General features: G+C 67.3%; 16 protein-coding genes. 6 read left to right on the top strand and 10 right to left on the bottom strand.

What is annotated here, in order from left to right:
• Window positions 1-33: 33 nt before the first annotated feature.
• Window positions 34-474 (bottom strand): hypothetical protein, encoded by a 441-nt coding sequence (locus W7U_RS03830; RefSeq protein WP_008255066.1) that lies wholly within the window; start codon window positions 472-474, stop codon window positions 34-36.
• A gap of 87 nt (window positions 475-561) precedes the next feature.
• On the opposite strand from W7U_RS03830, the gene W7U_RS03825 reads away from it, so the two are divergent.
• Together W7U_RS03825 and W7U_RS03820 are read left to right on the top strand one after the other, a co-directional pair.
• Window positions 562-1,401, top strand: a complete 840-nt coding sequence (locus W7U_RS03825) for a helix-turn-helix transcriptional regulator (RefSeq protein ID WP_081490072.1) — start codon at window positions 562-564, stop codon at window positions 1,399-1,401.
• Between the two features lie 81 nt (window positions 1,402-1,482).
• Window positions 1,483-2,628, top strand: a complete 1,146-nt coding sequence (locus tag W7U_RS03820) for an SRPBCC family protein (protein WP_008255062.1) — start codon at window positions 1,483-1,485, stop codon at window positions 2,626-2,628.
• On the opposite strand, the gene W7U_RS03815 is transcribed toward W7U_RS03820, so the two are convergent.
• Window positions 2,617-3,972: a lipocalin-like domain-containing protein gene (locus W7U_RS03815; RefSeq protein WP_008255061.1), complete on the bottom strand. Its 1,356-nt coding sequence runs from the start codon at window positions 3,970-3,972 to the stop codon at window positions 2,617-2,619. The two genes, W7U_RS03820 and W7U_RS03815, sit on opposite strands and share 12 nt — an antisense overlap.
• Before the next feature lie 137 nt (window positions 3,973-4,109).
• On the opposite strand from W7U_RS03815, the gene W7U_RS03810 reads away from it, so the two are divergent.
• Window positions 4,110-5,576 carry an aldehyde dehydrogenase gene (locus W7U_RS03810; RefSeq protein WP_008255059.1) on the top strand — a complete coding sequence of 489 codons (1,467 nt, stop codon included), beginning with the start codon at window positions 4,110-4,112 and terminating at the stop codon, window positions 5,574-5,576.
• Here W7U_RS03810 and W7U_RS03805 read toward each other — a convergent pair.
• Genes W7U_RS03805 through W7U_RS03780 form a run of 6 tightly spaced genes read right to left on the bottom strand, consistent with a single transcriptional unit; the run spans window position 5,571 to window position 10,261 of the window.
• Complete coding sequence (locus W7U_RS03805; RefSeq protein ID WP_008255056.1) at window positions 5,571-6,101, bottom strand: hypothetical protein; 531 nt, start codon at window positions 6,099-6,101, stop codon at window positions 5,571-5,573. The two genes, W7U_RS03810 and W7U_RS03805, sit on opposite strands and share 6 nt — an antisense overlap.
• The gene (locus tag W7U_RS03800) at window positions 6,094-6,555 is read right to left on the bottom strand and encodes a MaoC/PaaZ C-terminal domain-containing protein (protein ID WP_008255054.1); all 462 of its coding nucleotides are present in this window, start codon (window positions 6,553-6,555) and stop codon (window positions 6,094-6,096) included. Before W7U_RS03800 ends, W7U_RS03805 begins: the two co-directional genes overlap by 8 nt.
• Window positions 6,552-7,082 (bottom strand): MaoC family dehydratase N-terminal domain-containing protein, encoded by a 531-nt coding sequence (locus tag W7U_RS03795; protein ID WP_008255052.1) that lies wholly within the window; start codon window positions 7,080-7,082, stop codon window positions 6,552-6,554. The genes W7U_RS03800 and W7U_RS03795 overlap by 4 nt, the downstream gene beginning before the upstream one ends.
• Before the next feature lie 13 nt (window positions 7,083-7,095).
• On the bottom strand, window positions 7,096-7,521 hold the full coding sequence (locus tag W7U_RS03790; protein WP_009957528.1) for a nuclear transport factor 2 family protein: 426 nt from the start codon (window positions 7,519-7,521) through the stop codon (window positions 7,096-7,098).
• 36 nt (window positions 7,522-7,557) lie between these two features.
• Window positions 7,558-9,123: an AMP-binding protein gene (locus W7U_RS03785; RefSeq protein ID WP_008255048.1), complete on the bottom strand. Its 1,566-nt coding sequence runs from the start codon at window positions 9,121-9,123 to the stop codon at window positions 7,558-7,560.
• Between the two features lie 10 nt (window positions 9,124-9,133).
• A complete protein-coding gene (locus W7U_RS03780; protein WP_014382134.1) occupies window positions 9,134-10,261 on the bottom strand; it encodes a Rieske 2Fe-2S domain-containing protein in 1,128 nt (375 codons plus the stop codon).
• A 106-nt stretch (window positions 10,262-10,367) separates the two neighbouring features.
• Here W7U_RS03780 and W7U_RS03775 point away from each other — a divergent pair, with 106 nt between their 5' ends.
• Entirely contained in the window at window positions 10,368-11,606 is a 1,239-nt protein-coding gene (locus W7U_RS03775; protein WP_008255044.1) for a cytochrome P450, read from the top strand.
• A gap of 169 nt (window positions 11,607-11,775) precedes the next feature.
• Here W7U_RS03775 and W7U_RS03770 read toward each other — a convergent pair whose 3' ends face one another.
• Together W7U_RS03770 and W7U_RS03765 are read right to left on the bottom strand one after the other, a co-directional pair.
• Entirely contained in the window at window positions 11,776-11,970 is a 195-nt protein-coding gene (locus W7U_RS03770) for a ferredoxin (RefSeq protein ID WP_008255043.1), read from the bottom strand.
• A 19-nt stretch (window positions 11,971-11,989) separates the two neighbouring features.
• Window positions 11,990-14,395: a CoA transferase gene (locus W7U_RS03765; RefSeq protein WP_008255041.1), complete on the bottom strand. Its 2,406-nt coding sequence runs from the start codon at window positions 14,393-14,395 to the stop codon at window positions 11,990-11,992.
• Window positions 14,396-14,489: 94 nt separating this feature from the next.
• Here W7U_RS03765 and W7U_RS03760 point away from each other — a divergent pair, with 94 nt between their 5' ends.
• Together W7U_RS03760 and W7U_RS03755 are read left to right on the top strand one after the other, a co-directional pair.
• A complete protein-coding gene (locus W7U_RS03760; RefSeq protein WP_008255038.1) occupies window positions 14,490-15,311 on the top strand; it encodes an FCD domain-containing protein in 822 nt (273 codons plus the stop codon).
• 19 nt (window positions 15,312-15,330) lie between these two features.
• Window positions 15,331-16,047 (top strand): SDR family oxidoreductase, encoded by a 717-nt coding sequence (locus W7U_RS03755; RefSeq protein WP_008255037.1) that lies wholly within the window; start codon window positions 15,331-15,333, stop codon window positions 16,045-16,047.
• Window position 16,048: the final 1 nt, after the last annotated feature.

Genomic DNA, 16,048 nt, shown 5'->3' with positions numbered 1-16,048 from the left:
CACAAACCCCATATGACACATTGACCACACTGGTCACATGTGCGTCACGGTGCCGCCTCGGCGCTGCAGCGCGCCCACCGCGCCCAGCACGGCGTACGGGCCGGTCACCGCCATGAGGCTCAGCAGCGAGCGGACCCTGGGGTCGCCGCGCTGGAGATGTCTCAGCTCCAGCAGGGCGTTGATGTTGTCCAGCGTGTCGACCATCAGGCCGATGTATTGCCAGCGCCGCCGATTGGGTTCGTCGCTGCCGAGATAACCGATGCCCAGGGCCAGGGCCCGCGCCCCGAAAATGCGGATCAGATACTTGAGCTCCGTGGACAGCATGTGATCGGGCACCCCGTTCATCCGAGTCTGGGACGCCGGGTAGGCAAACGCCGTGGCGCCCAACAGGATCCGACCGACGGCGGCGGCGGCGAACGCGCGGCGCAGGCCCGCGGGCTGCGGCGGTGAGGCTGGTTTCGTTGTGGTGGTCATGCATGCAGTCTTCGCCGCGCAGGTAAGTAGGTCGATTACCTTCGAGGTAGTGGTTTAGCTCCACGCAACGGCGTTAGGTTCTTCACGATGCCTGGGAGTACAGCGGGTCTGGCGGTGCGCGAGTGGCGCACCCGTCGGCGATTGAGCCAGATGGAACTCGCGCATCAGCTAGGTGTTTCGCCCCGCCACCTCAGTTTTGTCGAGACCGGCCGGGCCAATCCCAGCCGCGCGTTGTTGCTGCGCGTCGGCGAGTCCCTGGACCTGCCGCTGGCCGCGCGCAACCGACTGCTGCTCGACGGCGGCTACGCACCGATGTTCGGCGAGCACACCCTGGACGCCGAACGCATGAGGCCGGTGAAGGCGGCCGTCGACGCGGTACTGGCCGGCCACGCCCCGTACCCGGCCATCGTCACCGATGCCTGCTGGAACCTGATAGCGGGCAATGTGGGGTGCGTCGTGCTCGCCGAAGGGGTCGACGCCGAACTGCTGCGCCCACCGATCAACGTCATGAGGTTGTGCCTGCACCCGCGGGGATTGGCGCAGCGGTTGCTCAACCGCGCCGAGGTGCACGCCGCCATCCTGGGCCGGGTTCGCCGGCACGCGCAGGCCACCGCGGCCCCGGACATCCGCCGTCTTTACGAGGAGCTCTCGAGTTATCCGGTGCCCAAGGGCGGCGACCGCGGCGAGCGGACCGGCGAGCTCTACGTGCCGTTTCAGATGCTCACGCTGGACGGCGCCGAGCTCCGATTCGTCAGCATCATCGCCACCTTCGGCAGTCCGCTCGACATCTCCGTGGAAAGCCTGATCATCGAGTCGTTCTTTCCCGCGGACCCGGCGACCGGCGACTACCTGCGCGGTCTCGACGGTGATCGGAGGCTGCGCGCGATCGCTCAGCAGCACCCGCAGTTGCTTCCCTACATCGGCTAGGGTCAGCGCGTGGACCTTAATTTATTATCACTATAAAGTTAGTAGAGTTACCGCGAGCGCTTGACTGCCACCGGAGTTCAGATGGAACGCGACCAGCTCATCGACCTGACCCGCCGCGCCTTGAAGTTGGCGCGCGACAAGACAACAGACCTCGCCCCGAGCGAGCACCGGGTCGAGGCGCGGGACTACACCAGTCCCGAACGCCACGACCTCGACCGGGCCATGCTGCTGGCCAGCCCGCAGTTGGTCGGCTACGTGTCCGAACTTCCCGCCCCGGGGGCGTATTGCACCAAGACGGTGATGGGTCGCTCCATCCTGTTGACCCGGACTGCCGATGGATCGGTGAAGGCGTTCGACAACGTGTGCCTGCATCGGCAGTCGCAGGTGGTCACGGGATGCGGCACCGCGAAGCGGTTCACCTGTCCCTACCACGCGTGGACATACGACAACACCGGGCGGTTGGTGGGTGTGCCGGGGCGTGAGGGTTTCCCGGACATGACGCTGGGCTCCGACGGCCTGGCCGAACTCCCGGCCACCGAGTTCGCCGGATTCCTCTGGGTTTCACTGGATCCCGGTACGACGCTGGACGTGGCCGCGCACCTGGGGCCGCTGGCCGACGAACTCGATTCCTGGGGCATCGGGCGCTGGTCGCCGTTGGGCGAGAAGGTGCTCGACACGCCGATCAACTGGAAGCTGGCGATCGACACCTTCGCCGAGAACTACCATTTCGCCACCGTCCACCAGCAGACGTTCGCCACCATCGCCCGCAGCAACTGCACGGTGTTCGATTCCTTCGGCCCGCACCACCGGCTGATCTTTCCGCTCAACACCATTCTGGAGCTCGACGAGCTGCCCGAGGAACAGTGGAATCCGTTCCACAACATGGTCGTGATCTACGCGCTGTTCCCCAACATCGTGCTGTCGGTGACGATCGCCAACGGCGAACTGTTCCGCGTCTACCCCGGTGATCAGCCGGGCCGCTCGATCACCGTGCACCAGAACGCCACACCGCAGGACCTGTCTGACGAATCGGTGGCCGCCGGCGCTCAGGCCGTCTTCGAATACGCGCACGCCACCGTGCGCGACGAGGACTACCGGTTGGTGCAGGGGCTCCAGGCCAACCTCGAGTCGGGCGCCCGCGACCACCTGGTGTTCGGCCGCAACGAGCCGGGGCTGCAGCACCGACACATCACGTGGGCGCAGGCGCTGGCGAGTTCAGCTCGCTGACTCATCGGCCGACAGCACCGCGACCAGATCGTCCAGAAGCGTTGCCAGCGCACCGGTTTGAGAGGGGCGCACCGCGGTCAGCAGTTCGACCGCCTCGCCCCGCCGCCCGGCGGCCACCAACGGCACCAGACGATCCGCTGTTGTCTGCAGGTCGGGGTCGGAAGGTTCGATGTTCGCGACGGTGGTGGTGAGCACCTCGACCAGCTCCCAATCCCGATACAAGGCGAGCGATCGTTCGTTGAAGGCGAACGCGGTCACCGGCTGCCCGCCCAGCATCCCGCGGTAACGGTAGGGCCCCTCCATGTATTCGATCGGCAGGCCATGCGCGGGCGCCGGCACCACCGGCTCACCGACGATGTCGAGTCCCAGTGTGGGACAGGTGATCCGGTGACGGTCGGGCATGTACCGGGCCGGGGCAAGCGGGCGCACCAGGGGCCGCACCGTCTCCGGCCACCGAACGTAGCTGCTGATCGTGACCTCGATGTCTTCGGCGCATTGCGGCGACGTGGCGGGATCGGGGTAGCTCGTGGTGACACCGGTGAAGGGCTGCAGGACATTGCCGTTCGTCCGGTCGAACTGCCGCCACACGCTCAAGTCGACGCCGTTGTCGAAGTTGATGGTGCGCCATTCGTGCGACCGGGCCCGCGGATCCCCCGCCGTTCCCCCGCCGCCGGCGTATTTTGGAAACCATTGCCGATCGACATGGCCACTGTTGCCGGAGACCTGGTGGATCTCCTCGCCCCAGCATAGGGTGCCGGTCATCGCCATACCGGTCTGGAAGTAGGAGTAGGTGTCGTCTTGGCCGAAGCAGACGATCTTGCCATTGTAGGTCGAGGCGCCCACCGGAGTCGGTGCGCGCGTGGGGGTTACGGCCAGGTCCAGCCGCATCCGCCGGCCGGAATGGTCCTCCCCCACCAGGCTGACGCGGTAGGTGTAGGGCAGTAGACCCCCGTCGCCGTTGCGGCACGTGGTCCAGGACGCGGTGCCCGCACCGCCGGCGTAGCTGATGTCGAGATAACCCGTGGCCAGCTCCAGCTTGCGGGACGCCCCCGGTTCGAGGTTGGCCGGCGGCATGTCGTAATCCGTGTACGTGCCGTAATCGCCGGTGTCGAGGTCGAAGAGCGCCATCGTGTAGAAATCGGCGACGATCGTCCCGCCGGGCCGGTTCTTGTTGAAAATCGTCAGGAAGGCAAAGGACCGGTCTGTCTCGGCGGCGTCCAGCTGGCCAGCGATGAACCAGGTGTCCGACTCCTGGTCGGGGTGTTCGCCTTCGGCGGCGGGAAACTCGAGCTGGCCGTCGCCGGGCACCAACTGGAATGGGTAACTGCGCCAGTCGCTCTTCATATCGCGCCCGCCTCGACATCGTCGCTGATGATCCGCTCGCGGCTTCCCGCCTCGCTCTTTCTTCGCTATGTTAGCGTCAATAGCGAATTACGGTCACGGTCGTACTGCACCCACCGCTGCCTCGAGGAGGCGCCCCGATGACGAAGAATTCCGACCATCGTTGTTACGACGAAGTGTTCATCGGAGGGCAGTGGCGCAAGCCCGCCAATCCCCAACAGCTCGAAGTGATCTCGCCGCACTCCGAGGAGCCGGTCGGTCACGTCCAGGCGGCCGGCCCCGAGGACGTCGACGCCGCCGTTGTCGCCGCTCGGCACGCCTTCGACCACGGACCGTGGCCGCGGATGAGCCACGCCGATCGGATGGCCAAAGTCGAACAGCTCGCCGCGATCTACGCCCGCCACAGCGACGACATGGCCGACCTGATCACCGACGAGATGGGATCACCGCGCAGTTTCAGCCGGATGGGCCAGGGGGTGGCCGCCGCGTCGCTGATCCACCTCGCGCTGGCCGCCGCCCGCGACTTTCCGTGGACCGAACGCCGCCAGGGCGTGCTCGGCGAAGTGCACCTGCGCCGGGCCCCGGTTGGGGTGGTGGGCGCGATCGTGCCCTGGAACGTGCCCCAGTTTTTGATCATGCCCAAGCTGATCCCCGCGCTCATCGCGGGGTGCACGGTGATCGTCAAGCCCGCACCCGAAACGCCTTTGGACGCTTTGTGGTTGGCCGAGATGATCGAGCAGCTTGACCTGCCCGAGGGCGTGGTCTCGGTGCTGCCCGGCGGCACCGACGTCGGCGAGGCGCTGGTGCGCCACCCCGGCGTGGACAAGATCGCGTTCACCGGGTCCAGCGCCGTCGGGCGCCGGATCGCCGCGCTGTGCGGGGAACAACTGAAACGCGTGAGCCTGGAGCTGGGCGGCAAATCGGCGGCGATCATCCTCGACGACGCCGACATCGACAAGACCGTGGCCGGGTTGAAGAGCGCGGGCCTGATGAACAATGGCCAGGCCTGCGTCGCCCAGACCCGCATCCTGGTCAGCGACCGCAAGCACGACGAGGTCGTCGACGCCCTGGCCGGCATGATGTCAGCGCTGCACGTCGGTGACCCGGCCGATGAGGCAACGGACATCGGACCGCTTGTCGCCCAACGCCAACAGCGCCGCGTCCAGGACTACATCCAGTCCGGCCGCCGCGAAGGGGCCCGCGTCGTCCTGGGTGGCGAACAGAGCCCGTCCGAGCGCGGCTGGTACGTGCAGCCGACGCTGTTCGCCGACGCCACCAATGACATGCGCATCGCCCGGGAGGAGATTTTCGGGCCGGTGCTCACGGTGCTGCGCTACCGGGACGAGGACGACGCGATCCGCATCGCCAACGAAACCGACTACGGTCTGGCCGGTTCGGTGTGGACGTCCGACATCGGGCACGGCCTCGACGTCGCGGCCGCCGTCCGCACGGGGACCTACGGCATCAACATGTACACCCTCGACATCGGGGCACCGTTCGGCGGTTTCAAGCAATCCGGCATCGGGCGCGAGTTCGGCCCCGAGGGTCTGCACGAGTATGTCGAACTGCAGACGCTGATATGCAAAGGGCAGTTGCCACCCCTATGAGGTGCGCGGCCTCCACCGGGGGTCGCGGCCCAGGCCGGCGAGAAGCCTTGTCTGCGCGTCACTTTCGGCGGGTACGGCAAGCGGGGCCTTGAACATCGCCCCCGAGCTCAGCGTCTGGGAATCCGTCGGTAACCCGACGCAAAACCGTTCACACCACTCGGGGTCCAAGCTGTCGTCGGCCCCCGCCGCACGCGCGAGGTCCCAGGTATGCACCAGGACATCGCGGGTCAGATTCGGGATGAGCGGGTAGGCATCGAGCCGTGTCGCTACGCCCGAGGTAAAGGCCTCGGTCAGCGAGCGGTACGTCAGTCGCCAGCGCTCGAGGGGATCCTCACGCGGGCGGTCGGGCTTGAGTCCCAAGGGACGCAACAGGAGTACGTCGTGAAAGCCGATGACGTGCTCGAGCACTCCTCGGGCATCCCAGGCATCGCCCGGGGATGGACGGTCCCATCTGCCGGTCGCCGCGGCAACCGCCTCACCGAACCGGCGGCACACCGCCAGGTGCAGTTCGGCGTTGTCATCCATCGCCGTGATGCGGGTCCTCGGGCACCTGCAGCGTCAGCTCGACCGGGCAGCACAGCGCGCCATGCTGATTGGTCACCTGGATTTCGAGGTCGACCAGGCAGCGCGGCGGGTCCACCGAGGTGTCCCGCCGTTTGGCCACCGCCCGCCCGCGCCCGGTCATGGTGTCGCCGGCGTACACCGACCCGGTCAGCCGCATGGAGCGCCGCATCACGCGGCTGCGCGGCCCCGCCCACTCGGTCGCGACGCGGTCGGCGAAGCCGGCGAGGTGCATCGTGTTGACGTAGATCGTCGGATTCCCTTGAGCTTGAGCGTAATCCGGGTCGAAGTGGCCGGGGAAGTAGTCCCACGTCGCTCCGGCGTTCTCCACCACGCGCTGGTAGCTGATGTGGTCAACCACCTCGGGCAGCTCGACCGGGACGGTGATCCGGTCGAAGTCCAGGCCGTCGCCGGTCACGAGGGCGGCCCGGGGGTGAAGCGGAACAGGGTGTTGCGGGAGGTGGCGACCACGGCGCCGTCCTGGCGGCGATAGGTCTCCAGCGTCTCGACGAAATGGCCGACGCCCAGCCTGGTCCGCTTTTCCGGCGACACCGACACCAGCTCGTCGACGACGGTCAGGACGTCGCCTTCCACGATGGGTTGGGGAAACTCAACCTCGTTGGCCGCGTTGATGAATGTGGTGCCCGGTAGCGGCACCCGCAGGGCGATCAATGAACCGGACCTCCTCCCTCCGGGCTGCCAGGGCGGCGTGATCAACCAGCCCATCAGCAAAGCGGGTGGCGCGAGCAGGCCTCCCCATTGCCGACGAGCGAACTCGGAATCCCAATAGGAACGGTTCCCGTCGCGGACCATCGCGGCGAACAATTGGATGCGTGCGGCGCTGACCGCGGTGGCCGCGGTGCGGGGTTCGCTTTTCGTGCCGACCATCCGCAACGCATCCTCGTAGGTGCCGAAGGCCAGCCGCTGACTGAAATCCTGGTCCACGTATCGATGCCGCTCACATGACGAGCGGATGCCGGCTCGGGACCGAATCCCACTGCAACGTACGGGATGTGAAGTACCATCCGCCGCGCTCGTAGACCAGTGTGTCGTGGAAGACCCCGGTGGCCCGCAGCGCGGTGTCCTCGAACATCGCGGCGAAAAGCACGGCGACGCAATGTTGGTCGGCGTTGACCCCGTCGACGGCGATCTCGTGGTCGACCGTGATCAACCGTTGCCCGTCGCCGCCGTCGAAGGCCGCGCGCAGATCGGTGAACGCCTCGCCGTCACGGGTATAGCTGGCGCCGGAATGGCGGAAGGTGGCGATCCAGCGCTCGCGGTCGCCCTCCGAATAGGCGCGATTGTGCCGGGCGTTCAGGTTGAGGATGGCGGCGCGGCCGGTGGCGGCATGGAGCAGCTGCTGTTCCTGATAGGTCATGGTCATTGTGCTTCGCAGCCTCTCTCACAGTGACGGGCAACGTTACCGGGCAACGATATACCCCTCTTTTTCCCGATCCCATGCGCCCGGACTCACGCCCCGGTTGCGCAACAGGTCTTTGCGGATGCGGCCGATGATGTTCTTTGGCAGTTCGTCCACCGTCTCGACGTATCGCGGCACGCAGAAGTACGGCATCCGGGCCGCGCAGAAGTCGAGCAACTCGGCGCAGTCCAGTGTGGCCCCGGGACGCAGGGTCACGGCTACCAGGATGTCGTCTTCGCCCAGCTCGCTGGGGACTCCGACGGCCGCTGCTTCGGCGACGGCGGGGTGACGCATGACGACGGTCTCCACTTCGACCGATGAGACGTTTTCGCCCCGCCTGCGCAACGAGTCTTTGACGCGGTCCACATAGGTCAGGTTCTGATCGGCATCGAGCCGGCCCAGGTCACCGGTGCGAAACCACTCCGGGTGCGGGTCCACCCGCATCCCCTGGCCCACATAGCCTTCGCTCATTACGTGGGCCCGCTTCGGCCGGCACGCGATCTCTCCGACGGCGCCGGCCGGTAGCGGATCGCCGCGCTCGTCGATGATGCGCACGTCGAAATCGGGGTTGGGCCGGCCCGAGGTTCCGGGTACACCCTCGTCGGCCACGGCCTTGAGGGCGATCGGGAACGCCTCGGTCAATCCGTACATCGTGACGATGCGGCAGCCGTAACGCTTTTCGATGTCACGGTAGGAGGCCGCGTCGATGGGCGCGGCGGAGATGAACCGGAGCGGCAGCTGCGCGTCCCGCGTATCGGCGGGCAGGTTTTGCAGCATCGAGACCATCGCGCCGGCGCCGGCGAAACCGACGGCGCCGTGGGCGCGGATCTCATCCCACACCTGCGCCGGGTGAAAGGCTTTCGCCAACACGGTGGTTCCACCGACCAGCATCGGTGCCAGCACGCTGGGCGCCGCACTCAGATGGAAGAGCGGCATCGCCGTCCACAGCACCTCCCCCGCGCCGAACTCCCACGCCGAAGCGACGGTCGCCGCCACCGAGAACAGGTAATGCCACGTCGTGGCAACCGCTTTGGAGGGCCCGGTCGTGCCCGAGGTGTAGAACAGCACGCCCACGTCCGCCGCGCCGGCGGGGCTGTCGCCCACCGGGTGAACCGGCGTGCTACTCAACGCCTCGGTGAGCGAAACATCCAGCACCACAATGTCGGTCGCCGCATTCAGTCCGCCCGCGACCTCGTCGACGCGGGGCCGCCGCTCAGCATCGGTGAGGATCACCTTGGCGCATGACAGCCGAAGGGTGTGCAGCAAAAACTCACCCTTGTTCGCGGCATTGATGGCAGCGCTGACCGCGCCGATGCGCGCCGCGCCCAACCAGAAGTAGACCCATTCCGGGCAGGTGGCGGTGAACAACGCCACGCAGTCGCCGCGGCCGACGCCCAAGCCGGACAGTATGTTTGCCGCCGCGCGGGACCGCCGCCGCATCTGCTCGAAGGTCACGTCGACACCGGCGATCGACATCATCACCCGGTCGGGATGCTGCTCGGCCCGCCGATCCAGCACAGCCGGCACGGTGAAACCGTCGACACCGAAATCGGCGGGACCGGGCATCAGGGTTTCATCAGGCTTTCGCGGCCGCCGGGTCCGGCGCGCCGTCGGCGGTGTAGCCGAAATCGGACGGCGACGGTTGCGTTCCCGGGTAGAAGCGGTGCGCCCAGCGGCGAAGGGCCGCGTAATCGTGCGCCTCCTCGGGAGCCAGATTCGGCTTCTCGAGATACTTCATGTTCTCCCAGGTGAAGAAGTCCTGCTTGATGACTTCTTGCTGCAGCGCGAGGAACCGGGCGGCGCGTCCGGTCGGCACGTCACCGGTGTCGCCCGGCTCACGAACGGAGGCCTGCGTGTAGAAGTAGTCTGTGTAGTCCTCGTCGACCGGCGTCTGTCCGGTGACCTGAACGGTGGCCACCAGCTCGCTGGGGAATCGCACCACGCCCAGCCCCAGCGAGTAGTTGTCGTAGATGATCTTGGCGTCGACCGGCCCGTTCGGGGTCAGCCAGGTCTGCGCCCGGCCCCCGCCGAAATGGGCGTTGACCGTGGCGTGTAGGTGGTAGCCGGACACCTCGAACGACGCGGTGGTGGCGGGATTGGCGGCCTTGTGCACGTACTGAACGTGGTACGGGTCGGCGGCGTTCTCGATGATCATCTGCGGGTGCACCTTGACCCGGTTGAGCATCTGGGTGTGCGGGTGCAGGGGGTAGTACTCGTTGGTCTCCAGCTCGGGCAACACCGGCGGCTGCCAGTACGGCGCCCGACCGTGCCGCTCGTGCCAGGCCAGCACGAAGCCGTACCACTCCATGCTCGGATAGGTCCGGATGCGGACGTTGTTCTTGCAGCCGATCTTGCTGTAGGGAATCAGCGCGTTGCTGCCGTCACCGCGCCATTGCCAACCGTGCCAAGGACAGACGATGTTCTCGCCCTCCACGGTGCCGCCGACGGCGAGGTTGGCGCCGAGGTGCTGGCAGTAGGCGTCCATCACATGAACCTGGCCCGACTCGGTGCGAAAGAGCACCAGCTCCTCACCGAAGTAGTGCGCGCGCTTGACCTGACCGGGAGCCAGGTCGGAGCCGAAGGCGACGATGAACCAGCCCGTCGGGAAACGGTAGGTCGACAGGGCGATGCCGGCCTGCCCGAACTCTCGTTCTGAGGGGTCCTCGGCCGACTCCGGGGCCGGGTCCGAAACTGTACGCGTCACGAGCACTCCAGTTCGACGACTAGCTCTATTTTTACTATCTTAGGCATAGAACGTCAACGCGGCGCTCACCGGTTCCCGGTGCGTCGCCGCAGAATGGGGCCCGGCGATGACGGCTGCAGCGGTCGACCTGTCCGATCTGTCTTTGTGGTGCAACGGCTTTCCCGACGACCTGTTCGCCGAGCTGCGACGCAGCAGCCCACTGTTCCGGCACGAGCTGACGCCGGGAGTGGCCCAGACCGTGCACCGCGATTTCTGGATGGCGACCAAACACCGGCACGCGGTCCGCCTGCACCGCGACACCGAGTCGTTCACCGCGGCCGACGGCCCGCTCATCCAGCCGGTCGCCATGTTCTCGTCGTTCCCGACGATCATCACGTTGGACCCGCCGGAGCTGAACAGACGCCGCAAACTCATCTCCAACGCGTTCAATCCGCGCGCCATAGCCAAACTCGAGGAGGGGATCCGCGCGCGTGCCGCACGGATGATCGACGACTTGCTGGCCGCGGGCGGCGGGGACTGGATCGAGGACGTCGCCGACGCGTTGCCGATGTCGGTGATCGGCGACATCATCGGCATCCCGGACGAGGATCGGCCGCGAATCTTCGGCATCTTCGACCAGATCCTCAAAGCGCTTGCGCCCGAAGCACACCCGAGCGGGCGGGTAGAACTCGATCTCTTCGCTTCGGTGTTCAGGTACGCGATGGAGCTCACGGCCGAAAAGCGGCGCAATCCCACCGACGACATCTGGAGCACGCTCGCGACTGCGGTGATCACCGGCGAGGACGGCGAGCGATTCAGCTTGCCCGAGAACGAGCTCGAGTTCTTCTTCTTCGTGCTGGCGTTCGCCGGCAGCGACACCACCAAGAACGCGTTGGCCATCGGGCTGCAGGCGTTCGTGCGCAATCCACAGCAAATCGAGCGGTATCGCGCGCAGGAAGCGTTGCGGCCCGGCGCGGTCGAGGAGGTGCTGCGCTGGGCGTCGCCGGTGGCGTACTGGACGCGCACCGCGAAGGTCGACGTCGAGATGGACGGCCAGCGCATCGCCAAGGGCGAGCGGGTGGTGTCGATGCTGCGCTCGGCCAACCGCGACGAGGAAGTCTTCGATTCACCGTTCGTCTTCGACATCGGCCGCCAGCCCAACCCGCACGTGGCGTTCGGGGGCGGCGGACCGCACCACTGCCTGGGCGCCATGCTGGCCCGTGCGGAACTGCGCGCGGTCTTCGACGAACTGCTGCTGCGCTGCGATGACATCGAAATCGGCCCGGCCAAGGCCGCCCATCCCAACCTGACCACCAACATGTCGATCTACGACGAGATGGCGATATCGCTACGCGAGCGCCGCTGAGTCTGATTGCCCGACTCCTCACTCGCGCCGTTCCGGCGCTCGCCGTCGTCCGGCGAGTCTGATTGCCCGACTCCTCACTCGCGCCGTTCCGGCACTCGCCGTCGTCGGGCGAGTCTGATTGCCCGACTCCTCACTCGCGCCGTTCCGGCGCTCGCCGTCGTCGGGCGAGTCAGTCCTCGACAAGCCGCAGCGCGGCCTTCGGGCACTGATCCACCGCGGCGCGCACGTCGATTTCCAGCCGCGCCGGCACGAGGCCCTCCGCGATCTGCACCACGTCGGCGTCCCCCAGCTCGAACACGTCCGGCGCAAGCGATTCGCAAAAGCCGTTGGCCTCGCACAAGTTTTCGTCGACCGTCACGCGCATCAGATGCCCTCCACTTCTCTTACAGACCCTTGGGGCGGGTCCCGATCACCCCGCTGGCCGCGAGGCGTGTCAGTTCTTCGTCGGTCAGCCCGCACCGATCGCGCAGGATCTCTTCATTGTGCTCGCCCAGCTTCGGCGGCGGCCGCAGCAGCCAGTGGTCCTGGCCGTCGAGCAGGGCGAACGGCGGGGACGGGTAGAGACCGAGGCCGGTGCTGCCATGGTGCAGCGCCTCGAAAAACCCGCGGTCGCGCAGCTGCGGATTGTCGGTGACCAGCGACGGCGATACCACCGGCGCGGCGGGAATTCCCGCGCCGGCCAGGCGTTCCACCGTCGGTTCAAGGGTCTGGCGGGCGAACCACTCCGCCAGCCGGGCGTCGATCTCGTCGGCTCGTTGCCGGCGACCGGCGACGGTGGACAGGGCCTCGTCCCGGCACCACGCGGGACGGTCCATCACGTCGACTAGCGCGTGCCACTGCGCGTCGTCGCGAATGGTCACGGCGATCCAATCGTCCTTGTCGCCGGCGCAGCGGTAGATGTTCTGGATCGCCGTGCCGTGACCGCGATTGCCCCGACGGCTCAGCGTCACACCGAAGACCTCGGACTCGATCGCCTGGATCGCAGTGGCGTTGAGCACCGTTTCCAGCATCGGCAACTCGACCAGCTGGCCCGTCCCGGTGCGCTCGGCGAAGCTCAGCGCGGCGAGCACGGCGAACGCGGCGTGCACACCGGCCAGCGGGTCGCAGGCCCCGCGCGGGGTCACCGGCGGGGCCTCGGGCAGCCCAGTCACCCAGGCCAAGCCCGCGATCTGCTCCATGGTGGGCGCGAAGCCGACCCGATCCCGCCACGGGCCCTCGACGCCGAACGCGGGCATCCGGGCGAACACCAGTCTGGGGTTGACCCCAAGCAGCACCTCGGCGGTGAGGCCGAAGTGCTCCATCACCCGCGGCGAGAAATTCTCGATCACGACGTCGGCGCCGGCGACCAGTTCGGTGAACAGGCGACGACCCTCCTCGGATCCCAAATCCAGTGTCACCGAACGCTTGTTGGTGTTCATCGCGTGGAACACCCAGCCGTACTCCCACCAGTCGTCCACGTCGGTGCGCATTCCGCCCGAGTAGCGGATGCCGTCGGGCCGCTGGATGGATTCGATCTTGACGACGTCGGCGCCGAAAGCGGCCAGCAGGTGGGTCGCGGCGGGCCCGGCCCAGAACGCGGTCAGGTCGATGATGCGAACACCGGCCAGCGGTAACCCGTCCAGCGCCGGTTCGGATTCGGATTCGTCACGGCGCCAGGGTGTCTCGTCATCGTCCTCGCCAAGTGAGGGCGTGGCACCCACGCGTGCGGGCGCGCAGGCCGACATCAACCACGGCGGGCGGGGCTGGTGAAAACCGGCGGGGTTGTGGATGAAGGCGTCGCGCTGGCGCACGTATTCCAGATCCCGGATGGTGGAGCCGTTGCCCAGCGCGGCGATCGGCAGCCGGAACAGCTGTCCGAGCTCGACGATTTCGGCGACGGTCCGTTCGGCCAGCCAGGGATGGATCTGCTCGCGGATCAGGTCGCGGTATTGCCACCGGCCGATCTGAAACCGCAGCTGTTCGATCTCCTCCAATTGCGGGCATTCGACCATCGCGGCGAAGTCGAGCCACTGCTGCCCGGTGACCATGGTGATCCCGACGTAGCCGTCCTTGGCGGGCTCGATCGACGGCACTTCGGTGGTGCGGCGGATCGGCGGGACGCGCAGCAGCTGCGAATGCAGCCATTCGCTGCTCTGCATCGCGGTGAGCGCTTCCAGCATGGACAGGTCGAGATGCTCGCCGGGCCCGCCGCGCTCGACGCGGCGGCGCACGGCCAGCGCGCCGAACGCCGCAAACACTCCGCCCATGTACTCGCCCAGATCGCCGCCGATGGAAATCGGGGGCCCGGCGGGATCGCCGCGGAAGCCGGGCGAGCCCGCCCACGCTTGCAAGGTGAACTCGCTGGCGGCGCGGTCCGCGTAGGGTCCGCTCCAGCCGAAATCGGAGATCGTCACGATGACGGCCCGCGGCGAGTGTTCCAGCAGTTGCCGCGGGTCGATGCCCATCGCCGCGGCCCGCGCCGGGCCGGCGGTGACGACGACGACGTCGGCGGCGGCCAGCGTGGCGCGAAAGCGCGCCGAATCCTCGGCGCCAGGCGCGAACGTCATGCTGCGCTTGCCCGCGTTGAGGTAGCTGAAAAAAGGAGCGGTGCCGTCTTCGGCGACCGGCGAACAGCTGGCGGTGTACCGGCGCAGCCAATCCCCTTGCGGCGGTTCGATTTTGCAGACCTGCGCGCCGGCGTCAAGCAGCAGCTTCCCGCAGTAGCTGCCCGCTATCCGGTCGCTGATCTCGACGACACGCAAATCGTGTAGCGGTGTCGGCCGGCTGTCGGACCGCTCGCTCAATTGCACCCGCCCTTCCGATCGACGCGCGATCAGAGAAGCTATTTATATCATTACTGCTAAAATAGCTAAGCCAGCGAGTTGCTTTTGTTTCGAGGATCGGATGACCGCCTTGGGAATTGGCCCCGACGCCCGGCGCCGGTTGTCGGCGCCGCGGATCGCCGAAATCGTAGCCGATGAGTTGCGTCGTCAGATCATCGACGGCGACCTCGCCGATGGCGATCTGCTGCCGCGCCAAGAGGTGCTCGTCGAGCAGTTCAACGTGAGCCTGGTGTCGCTGCGCGAGGCGTTGCGGATCCTGGAGACCGAGGGGCTGGTGTCGGTGCGGCGGGGCAACCGCGGCGGTGCCGTCGTGCACGCCCCGGCGAAGACCAGCGCCGCCTACATGCTCGGCCTGTTGCTGCAGAGCGAGTCCGTTGAGGTGGCCGATCTCGGCATGGCGTTGCAGGAACTCGAGCCCGCCTGCGCGGCGCTGGCCGCCCGCCGTCCGGACCGGGCCGAGACGCTGGTGCCCGAACTCACGCGGATCAACGAGTCGATGGCCGAACACCTCGAAGACGGCCGCCGGTTCACCGAAATCGGCCGTGAATTCCATGATCTCGTCGTCCGCGGCTGCGGCAACCACACGATCATCGCGGTCGTGGGCAGCCTGGAGACGCTGTGGACCAGTCACGAACGGCAATGGGCCGACGAGAGTGCGTCGCGGGGCACCTACCCGTCGCTGGCTCAGCGCCGCGCCGTGCTCACCACCCACGTCAAACTGACCGAGACGATCGCGGAGGGCAACGTCGACCGGGCTCGTCGTATCGCCGGACGCCACCTCGCCGACACCCAAACCTACGTGCTGTCCGGTCAGCACGATCAACGCATCTATGCGCTCTCCCCGCAGGCCTTGTCGCGGTCGCGGGACATCCGGCACTCCTGAAGGGCGGCCTGCAACGGTCATGCGAACCGCATTGGTCACCGGCGGTAGCGGCGGGATCGGAAAAGGGTGCGCCCGCAAGCTCGTTGAGCGCGGCTACGACGTGGTGCTCTCGGCGCGGCGGGAAGATCCGTTGCGCGCCGCCGCCGAGGAGATCGGTGCGCGCCACGTGGTGGCCGACGCCTCCGATCCGATCGGATTCCCCGCCGCGATAAGCGCATTGGGGGAAATCGACCTCGTCGTCCACGCGGCGGGGGCGCTCGGCGGAACCTACGCGCGCAAGCAGACCTTCGAGCAGTGGCAGGCCATCATGTCGGCCAACCTGGATTCGTGCTTCGTGGTGACGTCCGCGGTGCTGCCCAGGATGAAGGCGGGCTCGCGGCTGGTGTTCATCTCGTCGTCGGCGGCACACGAGCCGATGCCGGCCCGCACCGCGTATTCCGCCTCAAAGGCCGGCATGAACGCGTTCGCGCGGGCCCTGGCGCTCGAAGTCGATCGCGACGGCATCAGCGTGCATATCGTCACGCCCGGCCCGGTGGCCACCGAGATGCTGCAGGACGTTCCGTTCGAGATGTACGCGATCGCGGTCTCCGACGTCGCCGAGGCGGTCGTCTGGCTGGATACCGTCGACCCATCGGTCGATTTGCCAGAGATCCGCCTGTCCGCGGTGGAGCGCGGCCCCTACGCGCGGCCGCCGGTCGTGCCCACCGAGGCCCGCCGCCGCGCGCAACGGGGTTGAC

The organism is Mycobacterium sp. H4Y (assembly GCF_000364405.1).
GTDB classification, from domain to species: Bacteria; Actinomycetota; Actinomycetes; order Mycobacteriales; family Mycobacteriaceae; genus Mycobacterium; species Mycobacterium intracellulare.
This window is presented reverse-complemented; position numbering and strand designations above follow the sequence as displayed.